This is a genomic window from Massilicoli timonensis (genome assembly GCF_900199515.1).
GTDB lineage: Bacteria > Bacillota_I > Bacilli_A > Erysipelotrichales > Erysipelotrichaceae > Massilicoli > Massilicoli timonensis.
Window position 1 is genome coordinate 629,500 of sequence record NZ_LT963434.1, and the last position, 18,874, is coordinate 648,373.

Annotated in this window: 17 protein-coding genes; 1 reads left to right on the plus strand and 16 read right to left on the minus strand. The window is 46.0% G+C overall.

Annotation, left to right across the window (positions count from 1 at the left end; all coding sequences use genetic code 11):
• Positions 1-8: 8 nt before the first annotated feature.
• From C1712_RS05130 to C1712_RS05180, 10 genes are all read right to left on the minus strand, one after another.
• Positions 9-1,307 carry an RnfABCDGE type electron transport complex subunit C gene (locus C1712_RS05130; RefSeq protein WP_102267416.1) on the minus strand — a complete coding sequence of 433 codons (1,299 nt, stop codon included), beginning with the start codon at positions 1,305-1,307 and terminating at the stop codon, positions 9-11.
• A gap of 164 nt (positions 1,308-1,471) precedes the next feature.
• Positions 1,472-2,413: a 3'-5' exoribonuclease YhaM family protein gene (locus C1712_RS05135; RefSeq protein ID WP_102267418.1), complete on the minus strand. Its 942-nt coding sequence runs from the start codon at positions 2,411-2,413 to the stop codon at positions 1,472-1,474.
• Positions 2,397-4,388 carry a glycosyltransferase gene (locus C1712_RS05140; protein WP_102267420.1) on the minus strand — a complete coding sequence of 664 codons (1,992 nt, stop codon included), beginning with the start codon at positions 4,386-4,388 and terminating at the stop codon, positions 2,397-2,399. Before C1712_RS05140 ends, C1712_RS05135 begins: the two co-directional genes overlap by 17 nt.
• Positions 4,389-4,408: 20 nt before the next feature.
• Entirely contained in the window at positions 4,409-5,455 is a 1,047-nt protein-coding gene (locus C1712_RS05145; RefSeq protein ID WP_102267422.1) for a lysylphosphatidylglycerol synthase transmembrane domain-containing protein, read from the minus strand.
• 22 nt (positions 5,456-5,477) lie between these two features.
• On the minus strand, positions 5,478-6,482 hold the full coding sequence (locus C1712_RS05150; RefSeq protein WP_102267424.1) for an LTA glycolipid anchor biosynthesis glycosyltransferase, IagA/BgsA family: 1,005 nt from the start codon (positions 6,480-6,482) through the stop codon (positions 5,478-5,480).
• Positions 6,483-6,620: 138 nt separating this feature from the next.
• Positions 6,621-8,327: a DEAD/DEAH box helicase gene (locus C1712_RS05155; RefSeq protein WP_102267425.1), complete on the minus strand. Its 1,707-nt coding sequence runs from the start codon at positions 8,325-8,327 to the stop codon at positions 6,621-6,623.
• 146 nt (positions 8,328-8,473) lie between these two features.
• Positions 8,474-10,582, minus strand: coding sequence for an Ig-like domain-containing protein (locus C1712_RS05160; RefSeq protein ID WP_180963081.1), 2,109 nt, complete (start codon positions 10,580-10,582; stop codon positions 8,474-8,476).
• Between the two features lie 901 nt (positions 10,583-11,483).
• Complete coding sequence (locus C1712_RS05170) at positions 11,484-12,281, minus strand: histidinol-phosphatase HisJ family protein (RefSeq protein WP_102267430.1); 798 nt, start codon at positions 12,279-12,281, stop codon at positions 11,484-11,486.
• Between the two features lie 105 nt (positions 12,282-12,386).
• Positions 12,387-12,698: a thioredoxin gene (trxA, locus tag C1712_RS05175; protein WP_102267432.1), complete on the minus strand. Its 312-nt coding sequence runs from the start codon at positions 12,696-12,698 to the stop codon at positions 12,387-12,389.
• Positions 12,695-13,630 carry a Cof-type HAD-IIB family hydrolase gene (locus C1712_RS05180; protein WP_102267434.1) on the minus strand — a complete coding sequence of 312 codons (936 nt, stop codon included), beginning with the start codon at positions 13,628-13,630 and terminating at the stop codon, positions 12,695-12,697. Before C1712_RS05180 ends, trxA begins: the two co-directional genes overlap by 4 nt.
• A gap of 93 nt (positions 13,631-13,723) precedes the next feature.
• On the opposite strand from C1712_RS05180, the gene ybaK reads away from it, so the two are divergent.
• On the plus strand, positions 13,724-14,212 hold the full coding sequence (gene ybaK / locus C1712_RS05185) for a Cys-tRNA(Pro) deacylase (protein ID WP_102267436.1): 489 nt from the start codon (positions 13,724-13,726) through the stop codon (positions 14,210-14,212).
• A gap of 121 nt (positions 14,213-14,333) precedes the next feature.
• On the opposite strand, the gene C1712_RS05190 is transcribed toward ybaK, so the two are convergent.
• From C1712_RS05190 to C1712_RS05215, 6 genes are all read right to left on the minus strand, one after another.
• Entirely contained in the window at positions 14,334-14,927 is a 594-nt protein-coding gene (locus C1712_RS05190) for a GNAT family N-acetyltransferase (protein ID WP_102267438.1), read from the minus strand.
• 145 nt (positions 14,928-15,072) lie between these two features.
• Entirely contained in the window at positions 15,073-15,753 is a 681-nt protein-coding gene (locus C1712_RS05195; RefSeq protein WP_102267440.1) for a potassium channel family protein, read from the minus strand.
• A gap of 12 nt (positions 15,754-15,765) precedes the next feature.
• Complete coding sequence (locus C1712_RS05200; protein WP_102267442.1) at positions 15,766-17,154, minus strand: TrkH family potassium uptake protein; 1,389 nt, start codon at positions 17,152-17,154, stop codon at positions 15,766-15,768.
• 130 nt (positions 17,155-17,284) lie between these two features.
• Entirely contained in the window at positions 17,285-17,821 is a 537-nt protein-coding gene (rbr, locus tag C1712_RS05205) for a rubrerythrin (protein ID WP_102267444.1), read from the minus strand.
• Positions 17,822-17,832: 11 nt separating this feature from the next.
• The gene (locus C1712_RS05210; protein WP_102267446.1) at positions 17,833-18,165 is read right to left on the minus strand and encodes a rubredoxin-like domain-containing protein; all 333 of its coding nucleotides are present in this window, start codon (positions 18,163-18,165) and stop codon (positions 17,833-17,835) included.
• 180 nt (positions 18,166-18,345) lie between these two features.
• Positions 18,346-18,873 (minus strand): GNAT family N-acetyltransferase, encoded by a 528-nt coding sequence (locus C1712_RS05215; protein WP_178200135.1) that lies wholly within the window; start codon positions 18,871-18,873, stop codon positions 18,346-18,348.
• Between the last annotated feature and the right edge of the window lies 1 nt (position 18,874).

The window sequence follows — 18,874 nt, forward strand, 5'->3', positions numbered from 1 at the left end:
TCCCCTCCTTACTTCTTCAGTGCGGCCATCGTCTGCCGTTTGCCGTTTCTGACATTTTCCGTAACATTTAAGCGCGATGGACAAATGTATGTACACAAACCGCATTCCACACACTCATTGGCGCAAAGCCGCAGCAACATATCCTTGTCTTTGGCATTTACCGCCTGTGCGATCCGCACCGGTTGTAACCCAGCCGGACAATGATCGCTGCACATGCCGCAGCGAAGACAGTTCACATCATCATACGCTTTCACGCGCAGCACCGTCAGCGCGTTCACCGCCCGATCGATCACAAACTGATCATTTACGATCGTTTTGCCCATCATCGGACCTCCGGAAATCAGCATCACTTCCTCAGCCGCATAACCACCGATCGCATCAATGATCGTTTTGGCGCTCGTACCGATGCGCACCTGCACATTGATTGGATCTTTCACACCGTCTCCGGATACCGTTACGATCTTTTCACAAAGCGGCATGCCTTTGGTCAAAGCATCCGCCAAAGCGATCGCTGTAGAAGCATTGTTTACGATCGCACCGACTTCGCTTGGCAAACGGGAATAAGTCTTTTTCAAGATCGTCTGCACCAACGTTTTTTCCCATCCCATCGGATAGACATCCGCCACTGCCGCGACTTCCATGCCTTCCCATTTCGCACACGCCTGTTTCAGCTGCTCGATCAGCTCGGGATGACTGACCTTTACGGCAATGCAAACTCTTCTTGCTCCTGCCGTCTTCTTCATCGCGTCTGCGCCTAACAGCATCTGTTCCATATGCGCTTCGACCATCTTATAGTCAGATGTGATATATGGTTCACATTCCACCGCATTGATGATCAGCGTATCGATCGCTGCATCGCCGCTATACTTGATGTAAGTCGGAAAACAAGCACCGCCGCATCCGACAATGCCCGCATTCTTCATAAATTCCACCAATTCCGCTTTGCTTGCCTGCCGGTAATCCAGCGGGGCAAACGCCTGTGTGGTTTCATATTTTCCATCGTTTTCGATCGCGATGTGCGCCACCGGCTTCAATGTCGCATGCATACATTTGCGCGCGATATCGGTTACGACACCGGACACGCTCGCATAGATCGGCACGATCATACGGTCATTGCACTGTGCCAGCTTGGTACCCACTTTGACATGGTCCCCGGCTTTAACGAATACATCAAAGTTTGTAGAATGCGTCGCAAACAGCGGGATCAAGACTTCTTTGCCGGCATCTACTTTCACAACGTCTTTATGCTCGCTCAGTTCTTTATGCCCGTTGATATGTTGACGCATTTTGCCTAAAAACAATGACATTCTTCTCACCTTTCCTTTCTTAACTACGTATTTCCCTTATTTGATTACGCAGTAATTATTATACCATTTTCCTTATCGTATAAAAAGAGAAAGTGCCGATTTTCAAGTTTTTTACATCCCACAGTTTGTCGTAAACGATATAAAGCTGACAAAAAAAGAAGGTCTTACGCCTTCTTCAGTTTGCTTTGATAAAAACTGCGCTGCTCTAAAGAGAATACCCGCGCACTGAATTCACCCGGCTCCACCGTTTTCATCAGATTTTCCAACGTATTCATGCGCGCATCTAAATTGTCGATGAAATAAAGCACCTCGGCTTCGGGAATCATCGGTAAGACCGGTGATCCATATTCCTTCTGCCCATGATGCGACAAGATCATATGACGCAGCAGTGTTTCCACTTCCTTGTCGGTATGCAATTCTGCGGCAATACGCGCCACCTCTGCCTGCATGATCGAAATATGGCCTAACAGCTTTCCTTCTACCGTGTATTCGGTAATGACCGGCCCGCTCAATTCTTCCAGCTTGCCTAAATCATGCAGGATGATCCCCCCGATCAATAAATCCTCGTTCAGGAAAGGAAACATCGTACAGATGAAGCGGCCCAGCTTGACCATTTCCAAAATATGCGTTGCCAAACCTCCCACAAACGCATGATGGTTTTTGCTGGCAGCCGGATAGGAATACAGATCACGTTCATAGTGCGCCACAACATGGCTGATCAAATTGCGGATCTCATCGTTTTTGATTCCTTCGACCACCTGTGCGATCTGCTCTTTCAGCTCTGCCTTGGATAATGAACTCGCCTTGACATAGTCGCGCAGGTCGATCGTGCTGCGATCTAAAATCTGCAAAGCATTGACGCGGATCTGCAGCTGCTTATTGTGCGATAAAACATCTCCGCTCACTTCCACCAGCATGCCCGGCTGATAAAGATGCAATGCTTCTTCGCTTACATTCCAATATTTCGCATCCATCGCGGCAGTGCAGTCCTGCAAGACAAGCGACAAATAAGGCGCGCCCTTATTCGTAACCCCACGCTGCACACTTTGAAGCAATACTTTGATCTTGACCTTTTCTCCGTCATTTAATTCATTCAATCGTTTCATCTTCCCACTCCATTCCTGCTATGCCGCCCTTGATTTCCTCAAGTGAAAAGCCTTTGCTCATACAATAGCGCACGACGCGGTTCTTGCGTTCATTGCCCTGATATTTACGCTGATACATTCTAACCGCTTTGCGAATGGTCTGCTTCAAGGCATCGGACTGCTCTTCTTCGTCAGCCTGTGGATTCAAACGCACAAGCGCGTCTTTGGCATCGCTTAACGAAAAGCCTTCTCCCACCAGTTTACGGATCACTTCCTGTTTCTTTAACTCCAGCGATTTCCCGCGCATGCCCGCATAAAGCTGCTTTGCGCGCTCATATGCCTTCATCGCATCATCGCCTTCATACTGGCCCAATAAACTTTCCGTCAATTCCCGATCGATCCCTTTTTTCATCAGCACGCGGATGATCTTCTGCTTCGATGTCATATTGGCTTGCAGCTTTTCGATCATTTCTTTCGCATAAGCCTCATCGTTCAAGTAGCCCTTTCCCTCCAGATCCGCAATGATCAGTTCTTTGTCGCGTTCCTCTAAGCCTTCCACATACGCAAGCGCTGTCAAAATTTCCTTCGTCGTGCGATCCTTGCTGCGCAGCTTTTTGATACAGAGCCGGTGCGCCTTCCAGATCGCTTCTTTTCGCTTAAACTCCTCTACCATGAAACGATCCAAGCGCATATCCTTGCGCAGCTTGTAATCAAAATAATCATCCAGTGAGATCAGCAGCTTGACCGGTACATCATCCTTATCATTTTCAACAGTGATCTTCACATAATCATCATATGCTTTTACTTTGGTGATGCGGTATGCATTTTCATAATCTTCGATTGCCTGATAATATACGCTTACCACCTTGGCCGCAAACAGCTCGCTGTCATATTTTTTCGCTTTGGCACGCGCATATTCACCCATGGCTTCCCGTTTTTCCGATGGCAAAGCAAAATGTTTTTCCAATGCCTGTGCCAGATCCTGCGGGGTATGGAAATAATAGCCGCTTTCTCCTTCATCGATCAAATCCTCCAGCGGTTCGTCCGGACGCGCAAACACCGGCAGCCTGCACGCCAGCGCTTCCACAAACGTCATGCCCTGCGTTTCGGTCAATGAAGCTGACACAAATACATCTGCCATAAAATAATAATCGACGATTTCTTCATTGGCGATACGATCCGTAAAGATCACCCGTTCCTCTAATTGTAACTGCGCGGCCCTTGCTTTTAATTCCTCTAGCTGCGGCCCGCCGCCGACGATCAGCAGCTTCATGGAGGCATCTTCTACATAAGCAAATGCTTCGATCAGCAGATCGATGCTTTTTTCCTTGGCAACGCGCCCCACATAAGCAACGATTCGATCTTCTTCCTTGATCGCATAGCGTTCTTTCAGTTCCCGGATCCGTACTTCATCATAAAGTGCCGGATCAAAACGCTTTAACGAAAGACCGGTCGGGATCACATAGATCGGTGCATGAATGCCATAGCGAAGCAATGCTTCCTTCGTCTTATCGCTCGGTGCGATCACGCCCTGACAGCTGTCCGAGAGCATTCTTGAATAATTGCTCGCAAAACGCTTGGTTAATTTATCCACTTCTTCGATTTCAAACTTATTGATGTAGTGGGTATAGTCCTCATACATCGTATGATAGGTCGATACCATCGGCAGATCTAAGCTGTGCGCCACGATCCGCGCAAACAAACCAACACCGAATTCCGTATGCACATGAATGATATCCAGATTCATTTTTCTGATTTCTTCCTTGGCAGAAAAATGATAAGGCGTTGATAGCTTATACCCATACAGCCACTTTAATTCTAATCCCGGCAAACGCAGCACATTGCCCTCTCTTTGCGTCGAAAGAAAGGCTTTATGATTGGTGATCACAAACACAGTATGCCCATGCGCTTCCAGTTCTTTTTGCAGCGTAACGATCGAAGATACGACGCCGTTTACATCCGGAGTATAGGTATCCGTAAATAATCCGATTCGCATAAATGCTCCTTTCTTTCATCTCATAGATGAATCACTGTTTTTTCTAAATCATACTTTCGTTTTAAGTAAACAAAGATCAGTCCGCCTACCAGCATGACAAAATGGTAGGTGGAGAAACGCCATAAGATCATGACGCTGCTCGCATTTGCGCCGCCGCCGACGATCGGAATAAACAAACGGGTAAAGACCAGCTCGGTTCCCCCGCTTGCCCCGGGAATCGGAATAAACGCATTTGCCATTGAAACAAAGCTGGAAATGGCTATGACGTCAATAAGCAGATCGAAGCTGATCGCAATGCCAAGCGCCCTTGCCGTAACAAAGGGCAGTACATATAACACCGTCAAGCGCAGCACATTGATCGCGGCTGCCTTTAAGATCATCTTCTTTTCATGCTTCATCGCTTTGATCTGCAAGGTAAACGCCTCCAGCTGCAAGGTCCATGACTGCATCAGTTTCTCCGGATCCTTTACCAGCTTGATGCGGCATAACAAACGAATCAAAAAACGAGACAGCTTTACATATAATTTCGGAAACAGCGCCAGTGTCCATAGTGCGCCGATCACACAGATATTGACAAAATAGCCGAATAAGATCAGCACGAAGAATACGCCCATCATATCTGTATAATGCGTAAAACGCAAGATGTAAAGAATCGTTACATAGATCATCAGCGTCGTTTGATAGACGATAAAGTCCGTCCATAATAAGCTTGCGCCGTCACTGACCTTGATGCCCTGTTTTTTCAAAATATAAGCCTGCGCAAACTGTCCGCCGGTCGCGCTTGGCGTAATGCCGCTGAAAAAGGAACCGACAAACCCATTCAAGATCCCATCGATCAAACGATAGTCTTTTTTATAATGCTTGCCGAATATAGCGATGATCCAGCCTGCGATCACATTATAGACAATGCCCCAAAGCAAAATGATCAAAAGCCAGTACCATTTCATTCCGGCAATCAGATCCAATACTTCCCGATAATTGTCTTTCATCGCAAACCACAGCGCCAGCAGGGTCAAAGCGATGATGACCATAAAATTGATCGCGTATTTATTTTTTGCGTCCTTCATCACTCCACCTGCCTTTCCCTATCTACTTTGCCAATACTTCCTCATATATTTTTTTCAAGCCTTGTCCGACTGCTTCAATGCTTCGCTCTTGCGCTGTCTGATGCCCTGCTTCGCTCACATCCGGCAGCGTTTTTTCCACCACGCCCTGCACCAGTTCACAAAACTCATCGACATTTCTTCCCTTATAGCAGTTCACGGCAGACTTCATCCACGGCTCAAACACGCCGATGTCGCGTAAAACGATATTCTGTCTGGCTGCCAATCCCTCTAATACGACAATGCCCTCGGTTTCTTCTTTGCTTGGAAAAAAGAAGCAGTCGGCTCCCGCATAAGCGCCCTCGATCATATCGCCCTTGATATAACCGGGAAACAGCACATTGCTTGGATGATCGTGCGTGATCACCTGGCGGATATGCTTAGGAATGCTGTAAAGCTGCGTATAGCCAAACCAGATAAATTGATACTGCGGCAAGCGCTTCGCCACCTCCACAAAGTCCAATATGCCTTTACGATCAAAATAAAGACCTACGGAAATCACGACCTTATCTTCCGGCGTCAAAGAAAAATAATTGCGAAAAGCACGAATCTTTCCCGCATCCGGTTCAAAGCGTTTGAGATCGATCCCATTAGACAAAGCGGCAATCGGCAGCGTGATGCCATAGCCTTCCAACAGTTTCTTAGAATAAGGAGTCGGCGTAATGATATAATCCGCTTTGCTGTAAAGCGACACCAGATGCTTTTTGAACAACGGTGCGATCTGATTGGAAAGCACGAACGAGTTGCGAAAATCCTCTTCAGTGCTGTGCGCATGATAGATGACCTTCTTGCCCAGCTTGCGCGCTTTTTTGATCATGCCATAGCTGCTTGGCCCAACGGTATTGATATGCAGAATATCATAATCTTCGCACGGCTCGATCGAAAAGTCAATTCCCGCGGAGGTAAGCGCCGCCATCTGGTGCTTCATCGCTCTGCCGATCCCGGAAGTCTGAATGATTTTTTCACCTTCAAAATATAAATAGATCTTCATAACTGCCTCCCAAGCACATAAACCTTTTTAACACAGGCATTATATCATATTTCCTATCAATAGGAAATAAAAGCAGACGCGAGCGCCTAACATTTCTGTAAGATAATCTGCTCGATAAAAAAAACAAGACGGCATCGGCTATCTTGTTCTTTGTTTTCGCATCGTTTTTTTCTTACCGCGCATCGTTTGACGACGCTGCTTTCGATCGGGGAAAACGGCTTTCTTCTGCCCTTTTGAAGAGGCTTTTTTCTTTATGTGTTTTGTCTGCTTCTTGCTTTTTGCTAATAAACGCACGGTAACGCTTTTACCGCCGATCTTAGCATTTTGCATGCGTTCTAACAGCATCTTAGCACTGTCGGCAGCGACTGCTACCAGCGTGTCGCTTGAGCGCACATCGATGCGTCCGATCATGTCAGTCCCACTTTCGCCGTATTCCGCAATCGCGCATACCAGATTGCCCGCCTGAATGCGGTCTTTTCTGCCGATGTCAAACTGAAGGGTCAGCGTTTCATAGTCATGCAGACGACGTTTTTGATTCAATGCCGCCGTTTCAATGATCTGCGGTTTGAAATTCATCGCGATAAGTGCGCTGATCAGATTTTCGATCGCAATGCCCTCCGCCATCAGCCGATTGGCGATCTCTATGCTCTCTGCGGTAATTTCCTCTCCACATGCCGTTTTCAAGCGTTCGATAAACGCTTCTTTTTCCTGCTTTAACAGCTGGGCAGAGCTAGGCAGGGCGCACTTGCGGATATTGGTTTTCGTAAAGTGCATGATATCACGCAGCGCTCGTTCTTGTCTTTTCCCGCTAATCAAAGTAATCGCCTTCCCGCTTTTCCCAGCCCGTCCGGTTCGGCCAATGCGATGAATGTAGTATTCATTATCCTGTGGAATATCATAGTTGCATACCAGTTCCACATCATCGACGTCAATGCCGCGCGCCGCCACATCGGTGGCGATCAGGATCGGATAAGCGCCGCTGCGGTACTGCTTCATCACATTGGTGCGATGCTCCTGCTTCATATCGCCGTGCAGCGATAACACATTCATGCCCTCTGCGCTCAATTCCACCGACAGTTCATCCACCTGTTTTTTCGTATTGCAGAAGATGATCGACAAACGCGGTGCATAATGACGAAGCAAGATCTTTAACGCCGTGCCTTTTTGTCCTCTCGGCACTTCATAGTAAAGCTGCTCCACAGTGTGAATGGTTTTCTGGGCAGATGCGATTTCGACCGTAATGGGATCTTTTTGAAACTGCCCTGCGATTGCCATGATCGCTTCCGGCATCGTTGCGGAAAACAGGATCGTCTGATGCGCATGCGGAAAGGCATGCAGGATCTCTTCAATGTCTTCCTTAAATCCCATGTTCAGCATTTCATCTGCCTCATCTAATACTACCATATCGCAATGATGCAATTTCAGCGTATGCCGGCGCAAATGATCCATTAGCCTTCCCGGTGTTCCCACCACGATCCCACATCCCCTTGCCAAAAGCCGGATCTGATGCTGGATCGGTTCACCGCCATAGATCGGAATGATCTTTACACCCTCTTTATATTTACAAAAACGCCGCAGTTCCATTGCAACCTGAATGACCAATTCTCTGGTCGGGCATAAGATCAGTACCTGCGGATTCTTTTGTCCTGCCTGCACATGCTCCAATGCCGGGATCCCGAAAGCGGCCGTCTTGCCGGTACCGGTCTGTGATTTTCCTAAAACATCATGACCCGCTATAATAAGCGGGATCGCCTGCTGCTGGATCGCCGTAGCTTCCTGATATCCGATTTCCAGCACCGCCTGCTTGATTGGCGCGCTGATTGCTAATTCCTGAAATGTCGTCATAATTACCTGCTTTCTTGATTGGTTTCATCGCTTAAAAACATAACCGCCATATCATAGCATAGTCTGTGCGATTACACAAATACTATTTTCCTATATATAACAAAAAAGTGGATCGCTCCACTTCTTCGTTATCATTTAACATCTGTTTAGTTTAATTTCTTTTTCAGTGTCAATGCTCCTGCAAGTGCAAGGCTCAGCATCAGCAGTGCCGCATATGCTTCTGTCTGGCTCGCATCACCGGTATTTGGCGTACTTCCGTTCTCTGATGGTTTTGTATCATCCAAAATGATCGAAGGATTGACTACTTCTTCCTTATCCAGCGTCGTTTTCGCGCCGTCTGTATAAACCAGTGCATAGGTCGAGAAACGATCGCTCTGGAAAGATACGGTGCCGTCCGCATTTTTCACGACCGGAATTCTGGTTACTTCATTTCCGTGGATCCGCACGATGTAGAAGTCATAGTTTTCTTTTTGCAGCTGCTGTGGAATCGCTACGGTAAAAGTTACTTTTTCACTTAACTGATTCAGTTTGCCAAGCGCGCTTCCCTGTGCTTCTACCAAAATGCTCAGATCCAGATACTGTGCCACTTTGGCTTCTTTTGCTTCGGTTTTTGTGATCAGATCGCGTAATACCGCCTCTACTGCCTTGACATCGGACGCACTTACTTCTTCTGCTGTTTTCTTTTCCACGGTAAGTGTCGTTTCTATATCATCTCCGGCTTCCATCGCCGCCTTGATCGCAGCGACAACCTTTTCATCATTGCCCTTTACACTTTCGATCTGCTCGATCGTGTCCTTCAGCGTTTCGGTAAATGCCGCGCTGTCTTTTTGTGATACGCCTGCTTCCACTTCATTGCTGTTTTGATCAACGGAAGGCAGATCGACAACCACTTCATTTTCCGCTTCCGCTACGCTGACCTCACAAGTTGCTTTTGCACTTCCCACAGTCGCACTGATGATCGCTGTGCCTGCTTTTTTCGCTGTTACGGTGCCATCCTGTGCAACGGTCGCAACTGATGGATCACTGCTGCTGTAAGAGATCGCTTCCGTAGCATAAGACGGAGTGACAGTCGCTTTGATCTGTGCGCTTTCTCCTACCTGAAGCGACAGGCTAAGCGGATCGATGCTAATCGTGTTTGCTTTCCAATTTGTCGTTACATAGGCTGCGGACGCATCCACAAGTGAATGAGCATCAAGCGGATCGGCGCTTGGACGCTGTCCTAAATTTAATGTAACCGGCGCCGTTTCATTCAGCCCTTCGATCGCCCATAAACGATCAGCGTATAATGCTTTGAACTTGGCTACATCGTCGCTGCGATACTGGAATCCGGATACGATGTCTTGGTAAGCAGCACCTGCTTCCACGTTGATTTCAATTGCGTTCGCATAGCCATAATCAACATTGCCGAAATTTGTCGTCCACCAAGAACCGGCGCCGCCGGCTCCTTCATAGCTTTCTTCATCAGGATAATAAGAGCCCGCATAGATCACACCGCTCTTACCGCCATAAAGATGGTAAGTCAGTTTCCCTTCGATGATCGCACGATATAAGCTGCTGAGCGTCTTGACCTCTCCGTCATATAAAGAAAGCGTTACGTTGCCCAGTTTGCCGTTTGTTCCTGCGATAAAATTGTTTAATACAGCGGCTTGCTCCTCACCGATGCGAACATCCATCTCACCGATATAAGTATAAGAGGTAGCGCCTCTTAGATCATTGATCTCAGCGCCGTCGATCGTCATCGTCAGTTTATCGATCGCATAATTTTTATAAGAATAGCCGTTTTCTTCTTTGATCACAGCTTGGCCAAACGCTGCGTTCTGATTATCAGTACCCCATAATCCAAGCGTGATCTTACCGCCGTTGATATCTACTTCGGCATTCGTCACTTTGCTGGTTTTGCAGCTTTTCTCGTTTTTCATCTTGTTTCCGGCAACGATGCCTCTTACCGTACCGCCATTCATCGTAATCTTGGTGCTAGGCAGATTGACAGCACTCTCAGTTGAATCACTGCCGCCGTAAACGATGTCATCGGCATCGATCAGCTGTTTTCCGCCATCCCATGTGATAAGCGCTGATTTCCCCGCTTCATCACTTTCTTCAATGGTAATCGGTGTACCGTTGGCAAAAAATTCATTTCCTGAGTAAGTCGGAGCAGAACCGCTGTTGCCTTCCGCATAAACCGTTGTCGGTACAACGCTCATGCCAAAAAGCAGTGCAGCTGATGCCAACACACCAAAAACACTTGTTTTTTTCATTTCGTTTCTCCTCTCCTTGTATTCTGTTGAATCCGGACATATCATTCTGATATATTCAGCTATATTATACCCCCCCCCCAGTCATATTTGTCAATAGCAATCGTTACCTTTTTCTCGTATTATGATCATTATTTTTACATTTTCTGTAACCGCTTTACCAATCCTTGTGCACATATACCACTTTCTCATCTTTTCATCATTTTTATTTTTGCCTGCCACGCTTCGACAAACTTCTGCTTTCACACTTGCTATACTGTAAGCGGCAAGAGGAACTTGCCATACGGAAAATCCCCTAATCTATCCCAATTCCGTATATCATTCTATCCCCTAAAACAAGGAAAAAGCCGGTCTTGCTGCCGGTTTTTTCCTATCTTTGACAAAATTCACGCAAATTCTCCTTCATCATCATACAATCTAACACAATTATCTCGATAATCACATCATTTACCAAAAATGAAACATCTTTTTAACATTGCCATTCGCTATACTATAGCCAACAGGAGATGAGAACTCCTGTTGAAGTAATCCCCTTAAATAAATTTTCTCATAACTTTTCTCCCTTAATTTTGTATTGATAATTTGTTAATGAAAAAATACCGTTTCCCCAAGACGGTATTTTTTCTGTATAAGTGCATAACAATCAACTATTTTGATGTTTATTGCAACTGAAAAAAAAGTAAAAAAATCATCTTTTGTTCGTTTATTGTTAGTTACAGCCATCTATCCCTATTACATTCTCATCTTAGAACAAAACTCATATTTTCGCATGACAAAGTACTGTCATTTTCCCAACTTTCATTGTTTGTTCACTTGCTCATCCATTGAGAAGATCAACAAGACTTTGTACGTTTATGAAAAACAAGCAAAAGAAAATAAGAACGATCCGGTGAACGGCAGATTTCTATAAGGCGTGAAAAAGCGGCTGCCCTTTCTCAAACGTACAAAACGAAGAAAACCCACATGCCCTTAACACCTGTTTGCCCTCCTCGATATAAGCGCCGACCTGTGCGGCATCGTGAGAATCAGAACCGATCGTAACGATCACGCCGCCCAGTTCCCGATAACGCTTCAAAATCATATGGGAAGGCGTGCTGTCCGCAAGACCATAGCGATGATAAGAAGTGTTTAATTCAATGCCTTTGCCTTTTTCGATCGCCAGCTTTAAGATCGCATCGATCACGTCCATACACGCTTCATCCGGATAAACGCCCTGCTCATCATAGCGCTTGATCATATCCAAATGTCCCAGCACCTGATAATCATCAAAGCGTTTCATGACCGCCAAGATCGCTTCGTAATACTGTCTGTTGTATTCCGCCTGCGTTTTGCCTTTTTGAAAACCCTGATCCCAAAACTCCAGATCATCGATCTGATGGTTTGATAAAATGATAAAGTCAAAGGGATAAGCCGCATATACTTCCTGATAGCGCTTGATACACGCCTCCTGCACGCCGAACTCACAGCCAAAGCGAATCGTGATCTGATCCTGATAGCGTTTCTTTAATGCCAGATAGTGCTCATAATAACGAGGAAAATCCAATTCCCAAAGTCCATGCCCTGCACCCTTGACGCTGTAATCACAATGATCCGTGATGCAGATCTCATCAAGACCTTTTCGGATCGCGGTTTCGATCAGTTCCTCTAAAGGAAGCGCGCTGTCCGGGGAAAAAGCACTGTGCATATGATAATCAGCCAACATCATTCATTTCTCCTTTCTATATCGCAAAATCATTGTACCAGAAGTAAGCAAAAATGCAAAAGAAAAAGGATGCAACACATCGTCATCCTTTCTCACCACAGCAGACTATAAATAAGCTTCGATCATCGCTTTCAGCTGTTCTTTCGGCTGGAATCCGGCACTCATCTTCACTGCCTCTCCATCCTTGAAAACGATCAGCGTCGGCACCGACATGATGCCATAAGAGGAAGCCAATTCTCCTGATTCATCGACATCTACTTTTACGATCGCAGCCTTTCCCGCTAATTCTTCTGCCACTTCTTCCAAAACCGGTGACAACATTTTACAAGGTCCGCACCATGTCGCAAAGAAATCTACGACCAGTACGCCCGGCTGTTTTTTCAATTCTTCAAATTCCGCTTGCTTGATTACTTTCATACATTTTCCTCCGTTTCACCAATATGATATTGTTTCAATGTTTCGATAATGCCGTCATGATCATGATCGGCTACAGTGATAGTATACGCCTTTTGCTTTACAATATCCATTGCGTTGCTCATTGCGATCGGATAAGCGCACACTTCAAACATGCTCAGATCATTTTCCCCATCGCCAAAACACATGACTTCGCTCATCGGAATGGACAAGCGCTGTGCCAGCATGCGCAATGCCTTGCCCTTGCTGAGATTGACCGGCATAATTTCCAGCCAAGTCGGCGTCGTACGGCCGATCCAGTACGTATCGCTCAGTTCACTGAGATCTTTCATCATCACTTCCAACTGCTTCGCTGTTGCGGGAATGCCGACCTTATTGATCTCTTCGACGATCTCGGAAGCGTGTTCCATATACATAATGCGCGCATAACCGTCCCGCGCATCAAAAAACACATTTGTGGCACCGGCGGTCCATGGGAAATCATCCGGGATATGATGTTCTTTACGCAGTTTCTTTTTTTCCTGCATACACACCTCGGGAATATGCACATATAAGCCGTCATCCATGATATATTGGGTTTCCACCTCATAAGGCTGAAGCAGGGCAAACAGTTCCCTGGCCTGTTGAATGGAAAGACGTTCCAGCACCTCACGCTGTTTCTTTTGCAGGTCATTGATCGCCATTCCGTTTACTTCGATCAAATAGCCGCCGTACTTCTCTAACTGTAACTGCTCGGCATAGCGTTTCAAACGATTATAATTACGGCCGCTCACCAACACGATCTTAATGCCTTTTTGTTGCAGCTCGATCAGCTTCTTTGTCGTTTTCTCACTGATCGTCTGATCGCTTTGTAACAGCGTGCCGTCCATATCCATTGCAATTAACGATATTTTCATATCTTCCACCTCATCTTCGTCAATTATACACTGATTCATTGGGAAACGCTATAACATTTCATGTAGTTGTTTCACAAAAAAGATGAATTCCGCATGCTTTTGTATTATGATTAAGCTAAGAAGGTGAAACAGATGAAAAAAGAAAAGATCGAAAAGACCAACGCGATGCGTTTATTAGATCGTGCAGGCATTCCCTATCGCGTACACACTTATCCTCATGGAGACGGCCCTTCTTTGGGTGTTGATGTCGCCGCTCATTTACAAATAGATCCTGCCATGGTGTTTAAGACCTTGCTTTGCGTTTCATTGAAAAAACAATATTATGTATTTGTGGTGCCGTCAAATGCAGAACTGGATCTGAAAAAATGCGCCAAAGCGGTAAAGGCAAAAAGCGTAGAGCTGATCCCGGTCAAGGAGATCAATCAAGTCAGCGGTTATGTACGGGGCGGCTGTTCTCCGCTCGGCATGAAGAAAACGTATGTAACTGTTTTTGATATTACCTGCCTGCGTTTTGATACGATCGTGTTCAGCGCCGGCAAGATCGGCTATCAGATCGAGACGAACCCTCACGCTGTCATCAAACTGCTCGGTGCATCTACCGCGGCGATCCAAAAAGAATAAGACACCTGTATTTCATAAAGATAAACTTTTTAGCACTATACTTATGGAACTTTATCGATCACCCAAACAATATTTTCAAACAAAACAAAAGGCAGGAATCATTCTGCCTTTTTACCGTTTGCTATGCTTCATCATCCAGTTCTTCGATAAAATGATTCTCATATCGTTTCCAATAGCCATCATACACATCATCGCTGTCCGTAAAATGCAGCTGGTACATGCGAAAGACAACCTTTTTGTTTTTCGGCTGCCATAATTCCTCATAAGAATAACGATATATCATCCCCAGTGCCTGCATTACCCTACCGCTGCGCACATTGTTTCGATCGTGTGTCGCACTGATAAAGGGCAGTCCATCACTTCTTACCTGTTCAATAACAGCTTTCCCCGCTTCTCTTATGATCCCCTGATGCCAATATGCTTTCAACAGTCCATAACCGAAGTCATAAGGTTCCTCCACATCTGCCTTTATGTAGCCTATGGGCACATTGTCGCTTTTCAAGCAGATCGCATAAGCATAGCCTGATTGCTTTGCATACTGCGCAGCATAATGCGTTTGATAAAACGCGCTTGTTTCCTCAATGTCTTTCATTGGAAACCATGGCAAAAAGCGATTAACTTCTTCATCTTTTAGGATCAGAAACAGCGCCTCTAAATCAGCTTCTGTAAAACGCCTTAAGATCAGCCGCTTTGTTTCCAGTGTCGGTGTATTCATATACTGGTTTCTCCTCTCCTGTGCTGCGCTTCTTTATGCCAGTGTGCATGAGTTTCAAGCATATTTTCAGTTGAAACAAAACGTTTGCATCAACCGATTCTTCATCATGACCTGCGTCCTTTTGCGGCTGCCTGTGATGCAGCGCTTATTCATCAAGCAGATGGTTGCGGGAATCGGCAATCGTTTCCATATCGGTTACCAGTACGATATGATCGTCTTCCTGAAAATGATAGTCTACGTCAATATTCATCTTCAAATCATCGCTGCTTTGATTGCGCAGACCGATGACATTGATTCCAAACCGGCTTCTGGCGTCGATTTCCTTCAAAGATTTTCCGACCCACTCCTTCGGCACTTTCAGCTCGACGATACTGTAATTGGCATCAATATCGATCATGTCGAAAATATTACGGCTCAATAGGCTTTTCCCCAACTGCTTGCCGTATTCTTTTTCCGGCCGTACGACCCGATCTGCACCGACCTTCTGAAAGATCTGCATATACCTCTTGTTCTTCGCTTTGGCTACGACATATGGCACACCCAGTTCTTTTAAGTTGATAATGGCCATGACGCTGTCCTCCAAATGACTGCCGGTCCCGACGATCGCAACATCACAATCCGCGACGCCTACCGCACGCAGCTGTTCCTTGTTGGTAATATCGCACTGCACCGCTTGTGTCACATCATCAGCCAAGCGCTCCACACAGGTCATATCCTTGTCGATGGCAAGCACTTCACAATCATAACTGCTCAATGTTTTGGCAACCGTTGAGCCGAATATACCAAGGCCCAGTACACAATATTGACGATCATTCATTTTACGCATACACACATCTCCTTATCCGATTAAAATATTTCCGTTTGGATACGCGATCGGGCGGTCATCCACCCGTTTCATTTTGATCAGCGACAACAGCAGCGTCGCAATGCCGATCCTGCCGGCATACATCAATAAGATGATGATCACTTTCCCTATTGCCGATAAACTTGTCGTAATACCAAGCGTCAATCCGACTGTCGCCATGGCGGAAACCGCTTCAAACGCCAGATTCACAAAACCCAGCGCGCCATCGCTGACACAAAGCAGAAAGATCCCCACAAACAGCGTGATCAGGTTAATGACCATCACATTGCTGGCACGGATGATCGTTTCACGGGGAATCAGACGATGGAAAGCTTTGACATGCTCCTGTCCTTTTAACATCGTATAGATGAAAGCACACAGCACGAAGAAAGTCGTCGTCTTGATCCCGCCTGCCGTTCCGCCCGGCGACCCGCCGATAAACATCAAGATCATCATCAAGAACTTTGTGGCGACCGTAGTGGTGGAAAGATCCATCGTCGCAAAACCGGCTGTACGCAAAGTAACCGATTGAAACAAGGAAGCCAAGCCCATATCCAAACCACTGTAATTCTGAAAGGTCAGCGGATTTGGATATTCTAATAAAAAGAATACCAGCGCGCCGCCGAAGATCAATATCGCCGTCATAAGCAATACCGCTTTGGTATGCGTGGAAAGCGTCCGCAGCGCTTTGCGCAGTGAAATACGGCGATGGAACAGATCATGTAACTTATCCCTTACATCAAACCATACGGCAAACCCGATCCCGCCTAACACAATGAGCGTCATGATCACAAAATTCAAAGTGAGATCACCGCGATAACCGATGAGCGAATCGGCGCCGAACAGATCAAAACCGGCATTACAGAAAGCGCTGACCGATAAAAACAAGGCATGGAAAAAGCCCTGCCAGATCCCAAATTCCGGCATGAGACGAATCGCGAGAATGACAACGCCCAATCCTTCAAAAAACAGGGTATAGCGTAAGATATCGACCAAAAACGTACGCATGTCGAAAATATTGTTTTTGTTTAACATTTCCTGCATCGCCAGCTTTTCTTTCATGCTCAGTTTATTTTTCATCGCCAACACGAACAAAGCCATCAAGGTCATGAGCCCCAATCCGCCAATCTGGATCAGCAGCATCATGACGATCTGACCGAACAGATTAAACTGTGTCGCAATGGGACTGGTAAATAATCCGGTTACACAGGTCGCGCTGGTGGCAGTGAAAAGCGCGTCTAAAAACGGGAAAAAACCGCCGTCTTTATTACTGATCGGCAGCCATAACAAAACTGCTCCGCTTAAGATCACCAATAAAAAGGTCAATGCGATCTTGCGGGCAGGTGATAAACGACGATACTTTTCTTTGATGAATGTGATCATTTCAATCCACCTCTTACGCACCATTTTACACACTTTTTTAATTTTTTCAACTATTTTACGTAGATTTAACATTTGTAAGAAACAGTCACATAAAAAAAGTCAATCCGCAACAGATCGACTCTTGAAAACCTTAATAGTTTTCACAGCACAATGCAAAATAAGAGGCTGTGTGATGACAGATCGGACAGCAGTTTGGGGCGCTGCATCCACAATGCAGATGTCCGCAGTTCAAACATTCCCAAACCACTTCCTCTTTCCGCTCAAACACCGTACCGTCTTCTAAATTGTTCAGCAATGCCACAAAGCGCGCTTCATGGCGTTTTTCAATACAGGCAACGCCTTCCATCGCCTCCGCGATCTCGCAAAAGCCTTCTTCTCTTGCTTCTTTCGCCATGCGTGCATACATGCTCGTCCATTCCGCATTTTCCGCTCCTGCCGCCGTTTTCAGATTATCCTTCGTGCATGGGATCCCACAGCAAAGATAAGAAAACCACAGCTTGGCATGCTCCTTTTCATTGCCTGCGGTCTGTTCAAACAGCTTAGCGATCTGGACCAGCCCTTCTTCATACGCCTTGTTCGCATAAAAAGTATATTGATTGCGTGCTTCACTCTCTTTTGCAAATGCCTCTAACAAATTCGCCTCAGTCTTTGTTCCTGCTAATTCCATATATGCCCCTCCTAAAATTTCCCTTTCTTCTGATGTCCTGCCAATTCTGCCTTTGCCAGCTGTTTGATCTCCCAAGCGTCTTTTATGACGATTTCAAACACCTTTTTGCAGCCCGGATCTAAATTTTCTTCAATACCGATCTTTGCTGCTTCTATTAACTCTGCCGCCAAGGCGATGATCTTGATGTGCTGATCGTTGGTGCGTTCACTGTCATACAGCAGCTGTGACTGCACTTCATTCAGTTTTTGAAAATGCTCGCTGCCTACTCCGCATTTGATACATACTGCCGGTGCTTGGATCGCTTCGCAGACATAGCCGCACACATCACATTTCCACAAGTCCATCGACATACCTCCTTTGCATTTAGTATATGCGCTTTCCATCGGATTATGATAAACGCATGCGTCTACGTATCGTTTCATAATACAGAAAGCTTTTATTTAGAGGTCTTACATGAAAAAAGACATGATCGCTCATGCCTTGCCTGCTGATGGATGTTTTAACCTTTTTATCCGCCGCTGCTGTCATAAACATAAAACAAAGGTCAATGCGTCATAGCGTTTCCCCGCTACTTCCCGATGCTCTTTTTTGCGGGCGATCTCTTTGAATCCCAGCTTGTTCGCCAGTGCGATCATCGCTTCATTGCCTGACCATGTCTGGGTATATAAACACGTTAGCCCTTTCGCTCGATAATAATCGATCGCCTTGCACAAAGCAAGCCTGCCATATCCTTTTCCACGATAACCGTCCTGCGCGATGCTGATGCCGATCGCTAAGCCGCTTTCAGGAGCAGTAAACCATTCCATATCCCGATAAGTGCTGATCCAGCCGACATGGACGCCGTCCACTTCTATTTCAAAGCGACAGCAAAGCGTATTGGCAGACCTTTTTTGCATTTGTTCATAATAGTTCGTCCAGTTTTCCCGCTCCTCTTGCACAGTACCGGTAAACGGCTCCCATGGTGCATCTGTCGATCCCCACTTCGTTTCTGTGGTAAACCAGCGTACATAATCTTCAATATCTGTTTGTTTCATTTCCCGCAGCAACAACATC